This window comes from Gordonia aquimaris, from assembly GCF_026262595.1.
GTDB classification, from domain to species: domain Bacteria; phylum Actinomycetota; class Actinomycetes; order Mycobacteriales; family Mycobacteriaceae; genus Gordonia; species Gordonia tangerina.
The window spans coordinates 55229-73141 of record NZ_JAPKFM010000024.1 but is presented as its reverse complement, the minus strand read 5'-3'; the positions used below and the strand labels follow the sequence as shown (position 1 = coordinate 73141).

Sequence of the window (17913 nt, the reverse complement as noted above, 5' to 3'; positions counted from 1 at the left end):
GACAGAAAGGACCCCGCAATGCCTACGCTCCCGGCCCTGACCTCGCTGCTGCAGCGCTCCCGCGCCCGCCTGTCCACCTCGGCGACGACACTGCCGCAGATCAGCACCGTCCTGTCGATCACCGAGCACCGCTCGGCCGGCGGCCACGACTACGGCCTGATCCGAGCACACAGCACCGGCCACTACACGGTGGTCCTCGCCGCGACTGGCGCGACGCTGCGCGACTGGCAGCAGCTATGCGACTTCACCCGCATCGATTTCGGCGTCGAGGCCTGGGATATCGTCGCGATCACCGCCGTCGCCGATACCTTCCCACGCACCGATACCGCGCATCGGCAGTGGATGGACACCGATCACCACCACCGCCTCGATGTCGCCGACCTTGCCACCGACACCTATCTGGCGGTGACCTTCGTTGCAGCCACCTCAGCAATGAAAACCACCCCGGACGACATGGCCGTGGAAGTGGGCCGGCGCCTACACACCCTCATCGGGTCTCTCTACGCGGCCGGGGTGGCCACCACACCGCTGACCGCAGCGCAGATCGCCGAGGTCGGGGTGCGGGCCTACCGCGGCGGGATCACCGACGACCCGACTCCAGCGTTCGCCGACATTGCGCCAGAGTCGACACCACACCGGGTGCGGGATGTGTTCTGCCACAACGACCTGCTCTCGGCGACATGGGTGCTCGCCCCGCACGTGCTGGAACCTCCCCACGCGCTGGGCTCGGTACTGGCCCAACTTCTCGAGCGTGACCCGACCATCCCGCGCACCCGGCTGGCGATCACCTGGCGAGCGACCCGTATCGCCGAGACCATCGCCCCCGACGACCTCATTCGGGCGACTTTTCAGCCCACTCTGCAGCGTTTCGGCGCGACGGTGACGATCACCGAACCCCGTCCCCGCACGCCGTCGGTGGACGCCATACGCGCCAGGTTGCCGCTGTTCGCCCGCTTGGGGCTGCGCAACGGCTATGACCGCCACGCCGAACTGTTCGCCGCCAGCGTCGGCCTGGGGGTGCTGCTGCCCGAACACGGCGACATCACCGACGAGGCCCTGCGCCACCGTCACCGCTAACCGGCCACCCCTCACCGATTGCGAGACCACCACCATGACCGTCACCGATCTCCACACAGGCGTCCCTGTCACGGCCACCGACGCGGACACCCCGGCGACGTTGCGCCTGGACGCCGGCGCAACGTCGGCCGCCCCACCAAGCACCAAGGAACGCTCGGCCAAGCCGACGACGTTCTACGACGACGACACACGCGAGGACTTACTCGACACCGCACGCAGCGGTGGTGTCAATGGCTACCTCGCCCGGCAGAAACTGGGCAACGACGCTCGCCGCCGCGAACGCCATGAAGCCGCCAGTGCACGGCCGATCCAGTTCGACGTGCCCACCCTGATTCGCACCAACCGGGGCTTCGACGGCCGCGGTGGTGGCCGCGTGGCCCACGTGCGCCGCCCCAACGAACTGCGCGGCACCACCGCCCACGTGCCAGGGTTCTACCCGTTCCCCATCGGCGCCTCGGCACCCCTGGACGGCGCTCCCGTCGGCTCGCACCTCGACACCGGACAGCCCGTCGGGTTCGACCAGATCGGTTGGTTCGAAGCCGGACAGATCACCGCACCCTCGGCGATGGTGTTCGGTCTCAACGGATTCGGCAAGAGCACTCTCAACAGGCGTATCGTGTGTCACGACCTGGCCACCGGGGTCCGCCCGCTCATCATGGGCGATCACCGCCCCGACTTCGTCAACATGATGCGCCAGATGGTCGTCCACGACAGCGACGGCCGAGTGCAGTACCGCGAGGACGGCACACCGGTCACCCCGCAGGTCACCAGCGTCGGATTCGACTCCCCGATGAACCCCCTGGCCGTGGGTACCTTCGGTAACCTCATCGCCCGACTGCCCAGCGCCGCTCGTCAACTCGCCGAACGCGAGATGCGGGCGCGTCAAGTCACCGCCGCCACCGGACTGCTCGAGATCAGCTCCGGACGGCCGATCGCTCCACACGAGGAGACGCTGCTCACCACCGCGCTGCGAGTGCTCTACAGCACGGCCAACGAGTTCACCCTCACCAATGCACCGCTGCCCGGCGATGTGCTCGCCCTTCTGCGCCAGGTCCCGCAGACTCTCATCGACGCCACCACCAGCGCCGTCGACACCAATCCCGAGTTGCGTCGCGCCCACCAGGACCTCCTCGATGCCTCCGGCGCCCTGGGACGTCATCCCCACGATGCGATCGCCGTCGACCGCTACCTGCTGCTGACCGAGAACCTGCGCCAGTCGCTCGACCAGCTGGTGTCGGGGCAGTTCGGCGAAATCTTCAACGCCCCTACCAAAGAACCCATCGACATAGACGCTCTCGGGGTGTGCGTGGACATGTCGCGGCTACCGGCCAACGCTCGCAAGCTGCGCGCCGCGGTGCTCCTGGCGTGCTGGTCGGATGGGTTTTCGGCAGTCGAGGCCTCGCATCTGCTCTCCGATCACGGCCTGCAAGAGCCCCGCAACTACGACCTGGTGTGTGACGAGTTCTCGTTGGTGCTCGGTGTCGGCAACGGCATCGTATGGCGCGTCGACGAGGTCACCCGCGTCCAGCGTGAACAGGGCACCGGCAGCCTGTTCACCACCCACACCGTCAAGGACCTCCAGGCGTTTGACTCGATGGAGGATCGCCAGCGCGCCATGGGCTTTCTCGACCGCGCCCGGGTCAAGGTGTGCTTCCCACTGCCCGAGGACGAAGCCTCGCTGATGGAAGGCAAGGTCAACCTCAACGAGAAGGAGGCCGCCACCCTCGCCGAATGGGCCACCACCCCGCGCGGGGTTGACGACCCGGTCGTCGAGGAAGTCAGCGAGGAAGACTGGGCCGACGGGGTCCGCCCCGACGGCACCGAAACCAACACAGTACCACCGGGTATGGGTAAGTTTCTCATCAAAGAAGGGGAGCAGCCCGGCATCCCGGTGCAGATGCGGTTGACCCCCGCCGAACGCAAATCCGAAGTGCACAACACCAACAAGCGTTTCGCCCGCGGCCGTGGCGACGCCAAGTCCGGAGCCGCTGCGTGAGCGCCGACAGCGATCCGGCCACGGCCGCGCCTCTCGACCCGATACCTGCGGACTCGCTGCCGGTCAGCGCCTGGGAGCAGGTACAGGACTGGGTTGTAGAACCCAACCCGCGCCGTACCGCCCACCCCGAGGAAGTCCGGCGACTGGCTGTGCGCGCCGTAGCCGAGCTGCTCGCCCGCACCTCGCTATCGCTGACCGCCGCGGCCGCCGATGTCGCCGCGAACGTCGGTGCCGGAACCAACAGCGTTATGCGGTGGTGCCGGGCGGCCGGGGTGGGCCGTGACGTCACCGTCCGCGACCGCGAATGGGCCACCCGCCTCGACGTCGTCCGCTCGATGAACAAGGCCCTCACCGAGCACGTCCGCGACCTCGACCGTGAGATCACCACCGATTACCGGGACCTGCCTCGTGGGTGAAGGCAACGCCGCCAAACTGCTGGTGCCGCTGCTAGCACTGGTCATCGGGTTCTTCGCCTCGTGCACGGTCATCATTTCTGTCGCCGGTGACGACGACGCCTGCCTGCCGCTGACCGGTGGTGTCGATCAACCAGCCGACGCATCGCTGTCGCCCGGCGCGAAGGTCAAGCCGATGAAAGTCAAGGACTTTCAGATCACCTCCGGTTACGGGCCGCGCGGCGGGGCGATGCACGAAGGTATCGACCTGGCCGGCGCACTCGGCGCGCCGATCTATGCCGCCGCCGACGGCACCGTCACCGCCGCCGGTAACGCCTCGGGGTTCGGGCACTGGATCGTGCTCACCCACAACATCAACGGACACGTGTGGTCCACGGTGTACGGTCACATGTTCGCCGACGGCGTGCTGGTCAAATCCGGTCAAACGGTCACCGCCGGACAACACATTGCCAAGCTCGGCAACGACGGCCAATCGACCGGCCCGCACCTGCATTTCGAGGTGTGGGACGGCGGGCACCGCGACTTCACCGGCGGCCACTCGGTCGATCCGGCCGGCTGGGTGTCCACCAGCCCTGAGCCCGGAGCCACGCCGGCCGGACGTGCTCCGGCCCAACCGGGCGGACCGCGGGTACTCGCCGCGCCCCGGGTGACCCCCGCTGCCGACGTTGTCACTGCCGCCGACTGGGATGCGGTCGCCACGCACGAATCCGGCGGCAACTGGAAGATCAACACCGGCAACGGCTACTACGGCGGGTTGCAGTTCGCGGCGGCGACCTGGACCGGCGCCGGCGGCAGCCAGTACGCGCCGACCGCCGACAAAGCCACCCGCGAACAACAGATGGAGGTGGCCAACCGCGTCCTGGGTTCGCAGGGCTGGAATGCCTGGCCGACCACCTCGAAGAAGGCCGGGGTCACCGGCAAGAAACCCGCACCCGCAGGCACGTTCCTCAACGCCGCGACCCACCCGACGGCCGCAAGCGCCCACGTCGTCCCGCCCGCACCGTCGGGTCCGCTGCCGCCGTTGCCGACGTCCAAGGGCTCCGAAGCGCACTTCCAGGTCGACACGATCCGCCTGGCCCGCGCGATCGCCGCCAAGTTCCCCGACATCGAGACCATCGGCGGCTGGCGTGCCGACGGCGGCGGCTACAACGACCACCCCTCGGGTCGCGCCGTTGACGTCATGATTCCCAACTACACCTCCGCACACGGGATCGCGCTCGGCAACGCCGTCAACAAGTACATCCTCGACAACAAGAAGCACTTCAAGCTCGAGTACACGATCTGGCGCCAGACCTATCACCCGGCGGTCGGCAACTCCAACATCATGGAAGACCGCGGCGACCCCACCCAAAATCACTTCGACCACGTCCACGCCACCGTCGAAGGCCACGGGATACCCCGCGGCGGCGAGGTCTACACCGCCCCGGGTATCACCGGCGGAATCGGTGCCGAGGGCGCCGACTGCGGCCCGGTCGACAACCAGCACGGCGGGGGAGTCGACAACCTCGCCGCGGGGCATGTCCCGCCAGCCTACGAACCGTGGTTCCGCAAAGCCGGAAAGCTCTGCCCCCAGATCAGTTCGGCGTTCCTCGCCGGAATCGGCAAGCAGGAAACCGGGTTTAACGCCTCCCTGGTGTCCCCGGACGGGGCGAAGGGGCCGATGCAATTCATGGAGGGCACCTACCCGACCTGGGCTAACGATGACGACGGCAACGGCCGCGCCTCAGCCACCGACATCGGCGACGCCGTCATGGCCGCTGGACGGTTCTCGTGTTCCAACGCCCGCCAGATCGACGACGCGATCGCCGCTGGGCGGGTGAAAGAACCCGCCGAAGGCCGCGAAATTCTCTATGCCTACGCCTACAACGCCGGGCCCGGCGCGGTGCTGGGCGCTGGTGGCACCCCCACCGGCGGTGACTACGACACCCAGACCCGCCCGTACGGCCAGAAAGTCATCGCCTACGCCACCCAGTTCGCCGATCAAGGACTCCCGGAGAAGAACCAGTGAACCACCGACACCACCTCTTGGCTGTCATCGCGATCATGCTGATCGCCGCGCTGCCCGGATGTTCCGGCAGCGACGACACCACCGAACCCACACACAACCATGACCACGGCGAGCACTACAGCAGCCCGCCCGGCCTGCCTGATCGCGCCGAGCCGGTCGGGGTGTTCACCACCACCGTGACCACCATGTTCAGCTGGCAGCCCGGCACCGACACCTCACCCACTGATGCGTTGCGCCGCACCCGCGCCACCCTCACCGGCCAGGCATTGGCCGCCGCGGACAGCACCGCGACCGTGCGTCCCAGCGCCCAGTGGGGCGCATGGAAACAATCCCTCGACGTCATCACCGCCCGCGTCGATAACGCCTCGGCAGTGCTGATCTCAGCGGCGAAAGCCAGCGCACAGGGCACCGTCACCCAAACCGTGCTCGGTGTCGACGCCACAGTCACGCCCTTCCGCACGTTCACCGTCACTGCCGAACTCGTCCGCGTCGACGACCACTGGAAGGTCGCCACCTACCCCCGCGCCGACACCTGAACATTCGCTTCTGACGGCAACCACCCCGAACCTCACACAGAAAGGCACACACCATGCTCGACCCACACAACGTCGCTCAGGACAACAGTCGCGAAGTCGACGACATCTTCGACGAGGCGCGCTCGATCATGCGCCGATCCCGCCGCCACGCCGACGAAGCGTTACGTCAGGTCCGCAACCAGCAGCACCGCCAACGAAGCAGACAGAGCCGCGCTCAACAACGCCTGAACACCGCACGCACCGCCGACGCCCACCGCGACGCCGACACAGGAGCCGGCCGCCAGCCGCTGACACCGGATCTGATGGCCCGCTGGGCCGGGGCGCACGCCGCCGCCGACCTGGCCCGCGAGGCCGCCGCCGAAGCCGCCCGCGACGGTGATACCGCCCGGCAACCCCAGATCGAGGCCACTGCGCAACGCGCCGAGCAGTGGGCGCAAGCCTGGGATGAGCGGCTACGCGAGGCCGGCGTCGACCCCGACACCATCAAAGGTCGCGACCGCGACCAGGACCTCGGCGAGGTCGCCGACACCGGTCTGCTCGACCAGGTGTCGACCGCGGCCGCGAACTACGCCATTGACGTCAACGACGCCGCGGCCGAGGGAGGGCACCGCTGGACCGGTGAGCTCATCGCCGATACCGACCCCGCCCCCGAAGCCGCGCTGATCGCCGCCGGCGACAGCGACTGGCAGACCACCCCGGTCCCCGACATCGGAACCAGCGTCAACCTCGACACCGGAGCACAGCTGTGAGCACCACCCATCGCCGCGACCGCGGCCAACACGAATCCATGGTCGGCTACTACCTGGCCGCAGTCCTCTTCGCGCTGCTGGGCATTGTGTATCTGTGCTGGCGGGCGGGCTGCTGGCTCGCCGGGCAGCCCGGTCCGGTCCTGGTCAACCCGGCCACCGCCACCGTCGAGGGCACCTTCGAGTGGCCGGTGGCCTCCACCGTGCTCCTCGTGGTCGCGGTCATCGCCGCCGCCGTGGTCTTCGTCATCGTGGCGCGTCATCGCGCCGCCACCGCCGTGCTGCGCGAATTCGACCAGGTGGCACAGTTCCTTCCCCGTCCTCGGGAACTGCACGCCATCACCGCCCGCGACGCCAAGCACTCGGCGCAGCGCTTACGCGGGCGCGAGGCGATCACCGGTCACCTCGACTACGGGCTGGCGCTGGGATCGCTGATCGGATCGGGCAAATCCGCTCTCTACATGAGCTGGGAATGGGTCGGACTCATCATCGGCGGACCCCGATGCGGCAAGACCACCGGCTACGCCATTCCGATGATCTGCCAGGCACCCGGCGCCGTGTTCGCCACCTCCAACAAACCCGACATCTACGATGCCACTCGCTGGGTGCGCGGCCGCGACGACCTCGACGCCCCTCCCGCTGCCGCGGCCGACACCAGCCGACAAGGGCTGCGCGCACTGTGGGCCTATCGCACCCAACGGCGCGAACCGCCACGCACCCGCGGAACCATCTGGCTCTCGGACCTCCAGCACATCGCCGGCAACCAGGGCCAGGAGTGGTGGTGGGACCCATTCTGGTGCGTGCACGAACTCTCCGACGCCCGCGAGCTCGCAGCGATCTTCGCCGGCGCCGAAACCGCCGAAGGATCACGCCTGGACGCCTACTTCGACGGCGGCGCCAAAGAACTGCTGGCCCTGCATATCCTGGCCGCGTCTGTCGGCGGGGGAGACCTTAAGCACGTCGACGGCTGGCTCACCGACCCCAAACTCAAAGTCGCCCGCCAGGTGCTGACCCGCCACGGCCACCACGACGCCGCCGCCAAGATCGACACCGCGGCCAACCTCAACCCCCGCCAGCAAGACGGTCTCTACGACATGGCGCGACGATTCATCAACGTCATGACCGTGCCCGCCTACGCCCGATCAGTCCTCCCACCGCAACGGGTGCGGTTCGACGGCGACAACACTGTCGGTGACAACGACATCCGCCACGACCTGCCCCAGTTCGATCCGCAAGCGTTCGTCACCTCCACCGACACCATGTACGCCCTGTCGATGGAAGGTGCCGGCGCGGCTACCGCGCTGACCACCGCCCTGGCCGACACCATTTTCAAAGCCGCCGTCGCCCAAGCACGGCGGAACGGGGGACGTCTGCCGGTGCCGGTCGTGGCGGTGCTCGACGAGGCCGCCAACGTGTGCAAGCTGCCCGAACTTCCCGACTGGTACTCCCACTTCGGCAGCCAGGGCATCGTCATCGTCACCATGCTGCAATCGCTGGCCCAAGCCGCGAAAGTGTGGTCCAAAGACAAACTCGACATGCTCGTGGACTCCTCGAACGTCTACATCTATGCCGGATCGTCCAACAACGAGTCCTACCTGTCGGGCCTGAGCCGCATGATCGGCCAGCGCGACGTCCGACGCCGCAGCCGCTCGCACTCCAGCTCAGGTCTGGGATCGACCAGCACCAGCGAATCCTGGTCCAGCGAACCCATTCTCGGCATCGACGACCTCAAGGCACTACCCGCCGAACGGGCAGTGCTCGCGACCTCCGGTAACCGCACCGTCGTCACCACCAAGAACTCTTACTGGCTCGGCCCCTACGCCGAGCTGATCGACGCCTCCAGGAAGGCCTGCGGGACTGAACGTGCAGCCCAGCAGGCCGCACTGTCCGCAGCACCTCAACCCGCCGCCACCGGCGAAAGGACCTCCCGATGACTACCCCGGACACCGATACCCCCGATGCCGATCCCCGTGCGCACTGGCGGTTCACCTCGGGCGCCGACTGGTTCACCAACTGGCTCAGTCACATCAAGGCCGGACGGTTCGACCGGGACAGCCGCTGGTGTGCGCAGTGGTGGCGCCACGACGAAGTCGTCATTCGCCTCGAGGAACTGTGGAAGGCCTGGGAAACGGCCCGCCTGAGCGAAGACTCCGCCGCCCTCTCGTCGTGGTGGACCACCCATCTCGACGCCCACTGGCGGACCCTCACCGCCGAAAACGGGCCGCTCTACCTGTGCACCCCCGACAAACACACCACCACCGAGACGCTCGCCGACACATGCACCCCGCCCCCACCGGGATGGTTCGACCCGCCCGCCGACCACACCAATGCCGCCTAACCCCCGAGAGTCATCTCATGCCGGTGAGAACCCGCCGTGAGATGTCTCAGGCCCTGACAGGTGCTGGACACACCTGCCAGGGCACTGATCGGTCAGAGATCGAGCCTCTGACCAGTGAGAAACGATAGCCACCCACCCTTGCGCTGGCACAGTCCGGGCGGGGAGTGGACCTCACTTTGGTAGGAGCTCGACGCATGACACGTAACGCCACCCCTGATGACAACACCCCCAATCTGTTCGATCTGCTCGCCGACACCGACCCATCGGGGCAGCGGATGTCGGCACCGCAGAGCAGTATGGATACCCACACCGAGGAGGACACCGATGTTTCACGATCTGCGCACGGCACTGACCGAGCGGTACGCCCAGGAATTGACGCAGATGGACCGCACGCAGTTCGAGGACTTCCTGACCGCGGAAGTGACACGGATGGAGGCCGAGATCGCTCAGGCGCAGTCGCAGACCGAGCTCGCGACGATCGCGGCGTGGAGGGACCAGCACGGGGGCAACGACCCGGACGTGCTGACGACGCAGCGGCTGTATCAGCAGGCCCGGTATTCGGCGGAGGAGACGGTGCTGGCGACGCTGTGGGAGGGATTCAGCAGTCCCGAGGACGACGACCAGCCGGACGACGAGCCGAACCCGGACACGATGACCGGGATGCAGCGGTGGCTGACGCAGTGGGCGATCGAGGCCAGCCGAGAGACCGAACGACTGACCGAGCAGGTGTGGCCGGATCAGACACCACGGTTTCAGGTGTGGGCCGAGCAACTGCTGGAAGCACGTCTGAACGACGGACTGCCGGTGCCCGACGGGCCGGAACATCCGCTGGTTCCAGAGCTGACCGCGATGGTGGACGCAGCGCTGGCCGATCAGGATCGCGCCGACGCCGAGCGCGTGCGGAGGTAGTCGACGACGGCCAGGGACTGCTGTTTGAGTCTCTGGACGATTTGCGGATCCCGACTGACCCGGCCGTGGTCGACCCCGGCGGCACGCCGCTGCCGCCGAAGGCCGACGACGCGCTGCCGCAGGTGCCGCAGTCCGAGACGGGGTTGCCGCTGACCGCGTGGGCGAGCACCCGAGTCGCCCCGGCGCGCCGCCCGGACGGCTCGGTCGTCTACGTCAAGGCCGACCATGTGGTGGCCGGCCTCGAACCCGACCCCACCCCCGACTCGGAGACACCGGAACCGGAGCCGTCGAGCGTCGCGGCCATCGACGAGGCCACCACCCCGGCACCGACCGAGGTGGTGGCTGCGACCCGGTTCACCCATCCTGGGTCGGTGCTGGTGCCCTCCGGGGCCAAGTCCCGCGCCCGCGCCAACATCGCCGCACTCGAGGTCCTCACCGAGACAGCGCGCACCGGCCGCCCGGCGACGCCCGCCGAGCACGAGGTCCTGGCGCGGTGGTCGGGGTGGGGTGCCGCGGCCGACATCTTCGACGAGTCCAAGTCGGAGTGGGCATCCGAACGCGAGCAATTGCGTGCCCTGTTGGATTCGGAGCAGTGGCGCCAAGCGAAGGCCTCCACGCTCAACGCCCACTACACCGATCCGGCGATCGCCCAGACGATGTGGGCGGCGATGACTCGCGCTGGGTTTGACGAGGGACTGGTCCTCGAACCGGGTTGTGGCAGCGGCACGTTCATCGGTCTGGCACCGCCCGGCGCGCAGATGGTGGGGGTGGAGCTCGACCCGACGACCGCTCAGATCGCCCATCTGCTCTACCCCGACGCCCAGGTGCGGTTGGAGGGTTTCGAGACCACCCGCGTCCCGGACGGCTCGTTCGCTGCGGTGATCGGCAATGTGCCGTTCGGCGGGTTCACGGTGCACGACCCGATCCACAATCCGGCCCGCCACCGCATCCACAATCACTTCTTGCTCAAGTCGCTCAACCTCACCGCCCCCGGCGGCTACGTCATGGCGATTACCACCGCCGGAACGCTGGATGCCGCCTCGGACAAGGCGCGCCGCGACATGCACGCCGTCGCCGACCTCGTCGGCGCGGTGCGGTTGCCCTCGACGGCATTCGAACGCGTCGCCGGCACCCAGGTCGTCACCGACGTCTTGGTGTTCCGCCGCCGGGAACCCGACGCCGCCGCACCTGCGGACGCCGACTGGCTGCATTCTGACCTCGTCGCCCTCGCCGACCGGACCGGCGAGACCACCGAGATCGGGGTGAACCGCTACTTCACCACCCATCCCGAACATGTGCTGGGCACGATGCGTGTCGATCGCGGGCTCTACCGCTACGGGATGCTCGTCGTGGCCGCCGAAACCGGCAGCGATGTCGCCGCCGACCTCGACGACCGACTGACCAACATCGTCGACGCCGCACTGGAACGCGGCGACGGACTGTTTCTCTCCGACGACACCGCCACAGCCGGGATGGAGTTCACCGCCGGCGCCCTCGACACCGACGCCCTCTACGGCGAGGACATCCCGATCGGGCACGTCAGCTACGACGAGACCACCGGGGTGTTCACCCGCCGCGGGATCGACGGCGACGAACCGATGAAGGTGCCCGCCACCCGCACCACCGAGACCCGGCACTTGTTGCGGCTGCGTGATCTGTTCGCGGCCACGATCGCCGCCCAGCGTACCCAGAGCAGCCGCGCCGAGCGTGACGCGCTGCGCGCGGACCTCAACGAGGTCTACGACGCATACCTCAACACCTACGGCCCGGTGAACCGGGCGAAGCTGGTGGGCGGCAAGGAACGCACCGCCGAGGAAGCCGCGAAGAAGTTCGCAGAACTCGAAGGCAAGTGGCGTACTGCCAATCGCGACGCCGACGGCGCAGACTATCCCGGCCCGCTGCCCGAGGATGTGGCGGCCGAGCTCGATGAGAAGGCATGGCAGGTCAGCGCACCCTCGCGGCGCCAAACCCATCTCGAGGCGGTCCGCGCCGACCCGGGGATGGCCGGCGTGCTGGCGTTGGAACGCTACGACGACCAGACCGGCACGGTCAGCAAGACCGCGGTGTTCTCCCGCGACGTCGTCGTCGCGCCGGTCCCGGTGTCACGCGCGGACACCCCGGCCGAAGCCGTCGCGATCAGTCTCGGTGAACGCGGGCGAGTCGATCTCGACCGCGTCGCCGAACTGCTCGACCAACCCGCCGCCCAAGCGCGCGAGTCCATCCGTGGGCTGGTCTACGCCGACCCCGACATGCCCGAAGATCTGATACCCGCGCCCACAGCGTTGTCGGGCAACGTGCGCGCCAAACACGCCCGCGCCGCCGAAGCTGCCCGCACCGATCCCGGTAACCGGGACTGGGCAGAGCTAACACAAGCACTGGCGCAGGTGATTCCGGACGACAAGCAACCCTCCCAGATCGGGTCAGTCAAACTCGGACCGACCTGGATCGAGCCGCGCGACTACGAAGCGTTCGTGCGTGAGACCTTCGGCGCCACGAGTGCCCGAGTGACGCGCGCGGCCGGTTCGTGGGGCGTCGAGGTACCACCTGACGAACGCAACAGCGCGCTGATGCGCACCGAGTACGGCGCCGACAATGCCGACAGGAAGAACAAGGCGCTCGATGCGATCGACCTCACCGAAATGCTGCTCAACCAACGGTCGATCGTGGTCAAGAACTCGGGGCCGGCGCAGGAAGAGGGGGCACCGGAAGTCGATGCCCAGGCCACTATCCTCGCCCAGGTCCAAGCCGAGAAGATCACCACCGAGTTCCGGTCGTGGCTGTGGTCGGATGATGAGCGCCGCGACCGCCTCGTCGCCGAATGGAACCGCCGCTTCAACACCTGGGTCCGCCCCGAGCACGACGGATCACGGCTGGCATTGCCCGGTCTGTCCCCGGTGTTCGAGCCGCACCCCTACCAACGCGATGCGGTAGCGCGAATTCTCGCCGAGCCGACCGTGCTGCTCGATCACGTGGTCGGCGCGGGCAAGACCGGCACGATGTTCATGTCGGCGATGGAGCTCAAACGCCGCGGCCTGGTCAATCAGCCGTGGATCGTGGTGCCCACCCACCTCATCGAGCAGTTCGGCCGCGAAGTGAAGATGTGGTACCCCGCAGCGAACGTGCTCGTGGGACGCAAAGGCATGTCGCCTGAGGACCGCCGCGTGTTCGCCGCCCAGACCGCGACCAGCGACTGGGACATGGTCATCATCCCAGCCTCGGTGTTCTCCGCGATCCGGGTCCACCCCCAGCGCCGTGTCGACTACATCGCCGGCCAGCTCGCCGAACTCGACGCCGAATTGTCCGCGAGCGCAGGCGACATGACCCAGGCAACGGTCAAGAAGATCGAACAGGCAAAGAAGCAGCTCCAGAAACGACTCGACGCCGCAACCGATCAGGCCAAGAAGGACCACGGGGTGTTGTTCGAAGACACCGGCGCGGACTATCTGTTCGTCGACGAGGCCCACGAGTACAAAAACAAGGGCCGCCAGTGCACGATCGACTCGCTGTCACTGACCGGGTCGAACAAGGCCGAGGACCTGTCATTGAAGCTGGACTACCTGCGTGAACGCCGCCAACACCAGGCGGTCGCGGCCGGGCGGATCATCACCCCAGGGGCTGAACGGGTCGCGACGTTCGCCACCGGAACTCCGATCGCGAACTCGCTGGCCGAGTCGTGGGTGATGCAGCAATACCTGCGCCCGGATGTGCTGGAGGTGGCCGGGGTCCGCTCGATCACCGACTGGGCGGCGTCGTTCACCGCGACCCGCTCAGAGACGATCCCCAACGCCACCGGCACCAAACTGCGTGTCGTGTCGAAGGTGTCGGCGTTCGCAAACCCCAAGGAGATGTTCGCGATGGCCGCCCAGTACACCGACGTCGTGGTCCGTGAACAAGTCCCAGCCAATCTGCCCACCCATGACGGGCGGCAGATCATCACCAGCACACCCGGCCAGGAACGGCAAGACTTCATCGCCGACCTCGACTACCGGGCCGACAATCTCGACCCGCGACGCGCCGACATCGACAACGTGCTCAAGATCCTCAACGACGGCCGCAACGTCGCTCTCGACCCGGCGCTGGCCAACCTCGAACCGGATCCGGGAAACACCCGCGCCGATGCCGTGGCCGAACAGGTCGCCCGCATCTACCACGCCACCGCCGACAACGACTACCTCACCGAGGAAGGGGAGCGGTCCCCGATCCGCGGGGCGTTGCAGCTGGTGTTCTGCGATCGCGGCACCCCGCAGCCCGACGGCCCGTCAGTGTACTCCAACCTCAAAGACCTTCTCGTCGAGCAGCATCAGGTGCCCGCGGAGAAGATCGCGTTCATCCACGACGCCAAGTCACCCTCGCAGAAACTGGCGTTGCAGGCCGACTGCCGTGCCGGTCGGATCGCGGTGCTGGTCGGATCGACCTCGAAGATGGGCACCGGCATGAACGTCCAAGGCCGCCTCATCGGTCTACACCACATGGACGTGCCATGGCGACCCGCCGATCTCGAACAACGCGAAGGCCGGATCATCCGCCAGGGCAACCAGAATCCGCGGATCGAGATTCTGAACTACGTCACCGCAGGCACCACCGACACCGTCATGTGGTCGAAAGTCGAGTCCAAGGCAGCGTTCATCGAACAGGCCAAACGCGGCCAGCTCGACGACGTCGCCGAAGTCGACGACATCGCCGACGACTCACTGTCTGAGGCGGCCGCGGCGACCAAAGCCGCTGCCACCGGCGACGAACGGTTCCTCGAGATGGCCACCCTGGAAGACGAGGTGAAAAGCCTGTCCGCACTGGCCAGCGCCCACGCCGACTCCCGCTCCCACGCGCGGCGGGTCGTGGCCGCCGCCGACCGGGCCATCCCACGACTCGAAGAAAGCATCGAGAAACTCGACGTTCTGCTGGCCGGTCATCAGGAGTGGATTGATGCCGGTAAGCAGTTCGTCGTCACCGGTGCCCGTCCTCTATCGAAGCGTCCGGAGCGGTCCGAGGCGCTGTTGTCGCGGGTGACGGCGGTCTACCACGAGCTCAAAGGTGCCGGCATGAAGCAGTCCATGCCGATCGCGTCGATACCGTCGGGACTTCAGGCGCACGCTTCGCGCGAGTTCGCCCAGGACAAGGTCCATGTGTGGCTCGATTGCCCGGGGCGGCCCGGGTTCACTCTCGACGCTTCCCAGGTGTTCACCACCGCCGAGCGGCGCACCGCGACCGCATCCGGGCTCGCTACCCGTCTGGAGAACCTGTACACCGGGCTCGACGACACCCGTGCTCAACTGGTCGCTGACATCGCCAGCTACCGCCGTGAAGTCGAGGTCAATGCTCCGCGTATCGACGCACCGCTCGCCCGGGCGGATGAGTTGCAGACCAAACAGGTTCGGCTGCGGCAACTGCGGATGGAGATCGAACGGGCCCAACAGTCCGAGGAAGCGGTCGCCGCCCGCCAGGCTGCCGAGGAACGGATGCGTAGCGCCGGTCGTGAACCCGGCTGGAGCCTGGAACTCAACCCGACACCGGTCATGGTCGGAGAAGCAGGACTCGACCATGCCGCCGACTATGTCGCCGTGATGAAACGCTCCCACCAACACCAAGCAGAGCTCTACCAGGCCGAGAAGGACACCACCACAGCAGACCCGGGAGTCGGAACACTACTCGCCGACACCCGACCCCCACCAGAGGCAGAACGCACAGAGAACACCGGTTCGCAGCCCCCGCCCCACGACCCGCTCGATGACGGGACACAGCCCCACCGCGACCCGGACCTGGACCTGGACCTGTGAGTACAGCAGTGGCGTTCACCGCGCTCAGACGCAGGCGTTGGCGGGTGCGAGCTCGCTGTCGCACCCCCGCCGATGCGGTTCTCGGCCCGGCCGGAGCTGATCTCGAGCAGGCCGCCTCGGACGTGACTCGACGACAAGGGGCAACCGCTGACAAGAACCGGCCGCGTCAAGATCACCTGGCCCCCAGGAGCACAAGCCCACCCCGCGGCGGTGACCCCACCGGACAGGCGTGGCTCGCTACGCGCGACCAGCGTCGCCGGCCACGCCTGTCCCGGGTTCGTGATAGAAGCGAACCGCCAAACCCGCGCACCCATCACCAGCAACCGATACCGAACAGGACGTGACTTCATGCCTTTGCACACAGCTCGGCTCTCCACCGCCGTCAAGACCATCGTCGCCGGACTTCTCATCACCGCCGGCCTCGCCACTGGTCTCGGCCTCGGTAGTGGACAAGCGTACGCGAAGATCGACGACGGCCGATATAAGTACCAGCTGGTCATGTACGGCGTCATCCCCTACCCGGAATCCAACGCGCGAGTGATCGGCAACCGTCTGTTCCAAGACATCTACGGCGTCGGGCCATGGAATGCCACCAACAGCCACATCACCCAAACACGCAACGGCGGCATCGTCTCGATCGCCGGTGACCCAGTCGCGCACTGGTACTCCCGCATCGAACTACGCAAGACACCACACGGCTACAAAGGTGTCTTGTTCGCCGGCGGCGTCCCCACCGGCGACGTCTACCTACGTAAAATCCGCTGACCACACAAAAGGGTCACGCAGGGCTCCGCACCCGACGAAGCCGCAACCGTCCAGATCGGCGAATAGCACCCACCGAGGCGTGCGTCTCGGATCGAGGGATCATCACACTAAACGCTTCACCAGGGAGGTACTCGTGACGGCCGAAAGTGAGCAGTCACGTTGGGAGCCCGACGATTATGACCCCGACGAGTTGTACTCCGATCGTGCATCGGACGAAGAGATCGCCAAAACACGAGATCTTTTACGGCAGCAGGGTGCAGCGCCGCTGACACTGCTCGGTGGAAGACCCCATGGCGGAGCAGCATTGCTCATCGAGCACTTACGGTCTCTCCAGCCGCTTAGTCACTCCGAGCTGGTCGAGAAAGTCACAGCATTCACGCAGCGGCCCCGGCCCCACTTCCCAAGCCGGGGTACCACCGTACGATCTGTCGATCCCGCAAACTCCCGAATCATGGCGTGGGTCGACCCCCGACGCATCCTCCTCATGCGGCCGGGAACGCAGTCGTTCATCCACGATGTATCCAGCGACCGATCCGGCGCGGGAATCGGGGCAGTTGCCCAACTGGCCCAACGCATCCAAACCGAGCGTGGAGCCCCAGCCGGACTCGACAGGCTCTTTGACGCCCCAGCGACGAATGGAGCCGGGCTCATGATCGAGGGATGGGACGCAGGCCCCGACGCTGGATGGGTCTACGTCGTGAGCGTCAACGGTAATCACCGCCTGGCCGCGCTGGCAGCACTCGACGTCCCGTGTGTGCTCGCCGAGGTCACACCTGTTTTCGGGCCATTCGACGCTGAGTTGGACGGGGCACAGCGGAAGCGGACCAGACGATATCTACGCCTGCTGCATACCTTCGGGGTAGCGGCGAGCGACCCGGCACACGAGTGGGCAGCCTCGACGATTGCTACCGAGTGGCCAAGCCTGCTCACTGACCCGGACTCTGCCGTTACATCACTGAACGCCCTTGAGCGGCTTACGGGAACACGTGCGGACAAGATCGGCGAGCTTCCACGTGAGTGGTTCGACAATGCTGCCACCCTCGATCTGGCGGCGGAGGGGGTCGAGCGGCTGCCCGAGCTCTTCGTGCAGCGGATTGAGGAGCTCCTCGATGGTGGCCCGAGCGAACAACCGTCACCACCCGTGCGCGGACGATGGCGGCGCGGCCGCCGGACGTAGCTCGTGTGTCGGATACCTACGGTCGCGCGGACCCGGTAAGCGCGAGATGGCCGTCGTCGAAACCCGAACTTGCCCATGTTCGTGGCGGACGTTCAATCTCACGGTCCTGCGCATCACTAGCCGTAACGATTGGCCGCAACGACTTAGCTTAGCCGCCTGGTTACCAACGGCCTG

Annotated in this window: 12 protein-coding genes; all 12 read left to right on the top strand. The window is 67.1% G+C overall.

The features are described 5' to 3' along the window. The first annotated feature begins 18 nt into the window (after window positions 1-18). The 12 genes from OSB52_RS19405 (at window position 19) to OSB52_RS19340 (ending at window position 17739) form a co-directional block, all read left to right on the top strand. A complete protein-coding gene (locus OSB52_RS19405; RefSeq protein WP_266063161.1) occupies window positions 19-1077 on the top strand; it encodes a hypothetical protein in 1059 nt (352 codons plus the stop codon). Between the two features lie 34 nt (window positions 1078-1111). Next, entirely contained in the window at window positions 1112-3073 is a 1962-nt protein-coding gene (locus OSB52_RS19400; protein WP_266063160.1) for a hypothetical protein, read from the top strand. Next, on the top strand, window positions 3070-3489 hold the full coding sequence (locus tag OSB52_RS19395; protein WP_266063159.1) for a hypothetical protein: 420 nt from the start codon (window positions 3070-3072) through the stop codon (window positions 3487-3489). The genes OSB52_RS19400 and OSB52_RS19395 overlap by 4 nt, the downstream gene beginning before the upstream one ends. Beyond that, window positions 3482-5494 carry a transglycosylase family protein gene (locus tag OSB52_RS24885; protein WP_308203681.1) on the top strand — a complete coding sequence of 671 codons (2013 nt, stop codon included), beginning with the start codon at window positions 3482-3484 and terminating at the stop codon, window positions 5492-5494. The genes OSB52_RS19395 and OSB52_RS24885 overlap by 8 nt, the downstream gene beginning before the upstream one ends. Further along, on the top strand, window positions 5491-6030 hold the full coding sequence (locus OSB52_RS19375; RefSeq protein ID WP_266063158.1) for a hypothetical protein: 540 nt from the start codon (window positions 5491-5493) through the stop codon (window positions 6028-6030). The genes OSB52_RS24885 and OSB52_RS19375 overlap by 4 nt, the downstream gene beginning before the upstream one ends. Window positions 6031-6083: 53 nt before the next feature. Then, on the top strand, window positions 6084-6779 hold the full coding sequence (locus OSB52_RS19370) for a hypothetical protein (protein WP_266063157.1): 696 nt from the start codon (window positions 6084-6086) through the stop codon (window positions 6777-6779). Beyond that, entirely contained in the window at window positions 6776-8710 is a 1935-nt protein-coding gene (locus OSB52_RS19365) for a type IV secretory system conjugative DNA transfer family protein (RefSeq protein ID WP_266063156.1), read from the top strand. The genes OSB52_RS19370 and OSB52_RS19365 overlap by 4 nt, the downstream gene beginning before the upstream one ends. After that, entirely contained in the window at window positions 8707-9114 is a 408-nt protein-coding gene (locus tag OSB52_RS19360; RefSeq protein WP_266063155.1) for a DUF4913 domain-containing protein, read from the top strand. The genes OSB52_RS19365 and OSB52_RS19360 overlap by 4 nt, the downstream gene beginning before the upstream one ends. 324 nt (window positions 9115-9438) lie before the next feature. Then, window positions 9439-10023: a hypothetical protein gene (locus OSB52_RS19355; RefSeq protein WP_266063154.1), complete on the top strand. Its 585-nt coding sequence runs from the start codon at window positions 9439-9441 to the stop codon at window positions 10021-10023. A 65-nt stretch (window positions 10024-10088) separates the two neighbouring features. Continuing rightward, window positions 10089-15797 carry a helicase-like domain-containing protein gene (locus OSB52_RS19350; RefSeq protein WP_266063153.1) on the top strand — a complete coding sequence of 1903 codons (5709 nt, stop codon included), beginning with the start codon at window positions 10089-10091 and terminating at the stop codon, window positions 15795-15797. A gap of 348 nt (window positions 15798-16145) precedes the next feature. Next, window positions 16146-16562, top strand: a complete 417-nt coding sequence (locus OSB52_RS19345) for a hypothetical protein (protein WP_266063152.1) — start codon at window positions 16146-16148, stop codon at window positions 16560-16562. A gap of 649 nt (window positions 16563-17211) precedes the next feature. After that, window positions 17212-17739 carry a hypothetical protein gene (locus OSB52_RS19340; RefSeq protein WP_266063151.1) on the top strand — a complete coding sequence of 176 codons (528 nt, stop codon included), beginning with the start codon at window positions 17212-17214 and terminating at the stop codon, window positions 17737-17739. Window positions 17740-17913: the final 174 nt, after the last annotated feature.

Excerpts from the sequence above, each read along its gene's own strand:
- OSB52_RS19400 (WP_266063160.1), top strand. The coding sequence starts at position 1,112 with ATGACCGTCACCGATCTCCACACAGGCGTCCCTGTCACGGCCACCGAC.
- OSB52_RS19355 (WP_266063154.1), top strand. The coding sequence starts at position 9,439 with ATGTTTCACGATCTGCGCACGGCACTGACCGAGCGGTACGCCCAGGAA.
- OSB52_RS19345 (WP_266063152.1), top strand. The coding sequence starts at position 16,146 with ATGCCTTTGCACACAGCTCGGCTCTCCACCGCCGTCAAGACCATCGTC.
- OSB52_RS19360 (WP_266063155.1), top strand. The coding sequence starts at position 8,707 with ATGACTACCCCGGACACCGATACCCCCGATGCCGATCCCCGTGCGCAC.
- OSB52_RS19370 (WP_266063157.1), top strand. The coding sequence starts at position 6,084 with ATGCTCGACCCACACAACGTCGCTCAGGACAACAGTCGCGAAGTCGAC.
- OSB52_RS19405 (WP_266063161.1), top strand. The coding sequence starts at position 19 with ATGCCTACGCTCCCGGCCCTGACCTCGCTGCTGCAGCGCTCCCGCGCC.
- OSB52_RS19340 (WP_266063151.1), top strand. The coding sequence starts at position 17,212 with ATGATCGAGGGATGGGACGCAGGCCCCGACGCTGGATGGGTCTACGTC.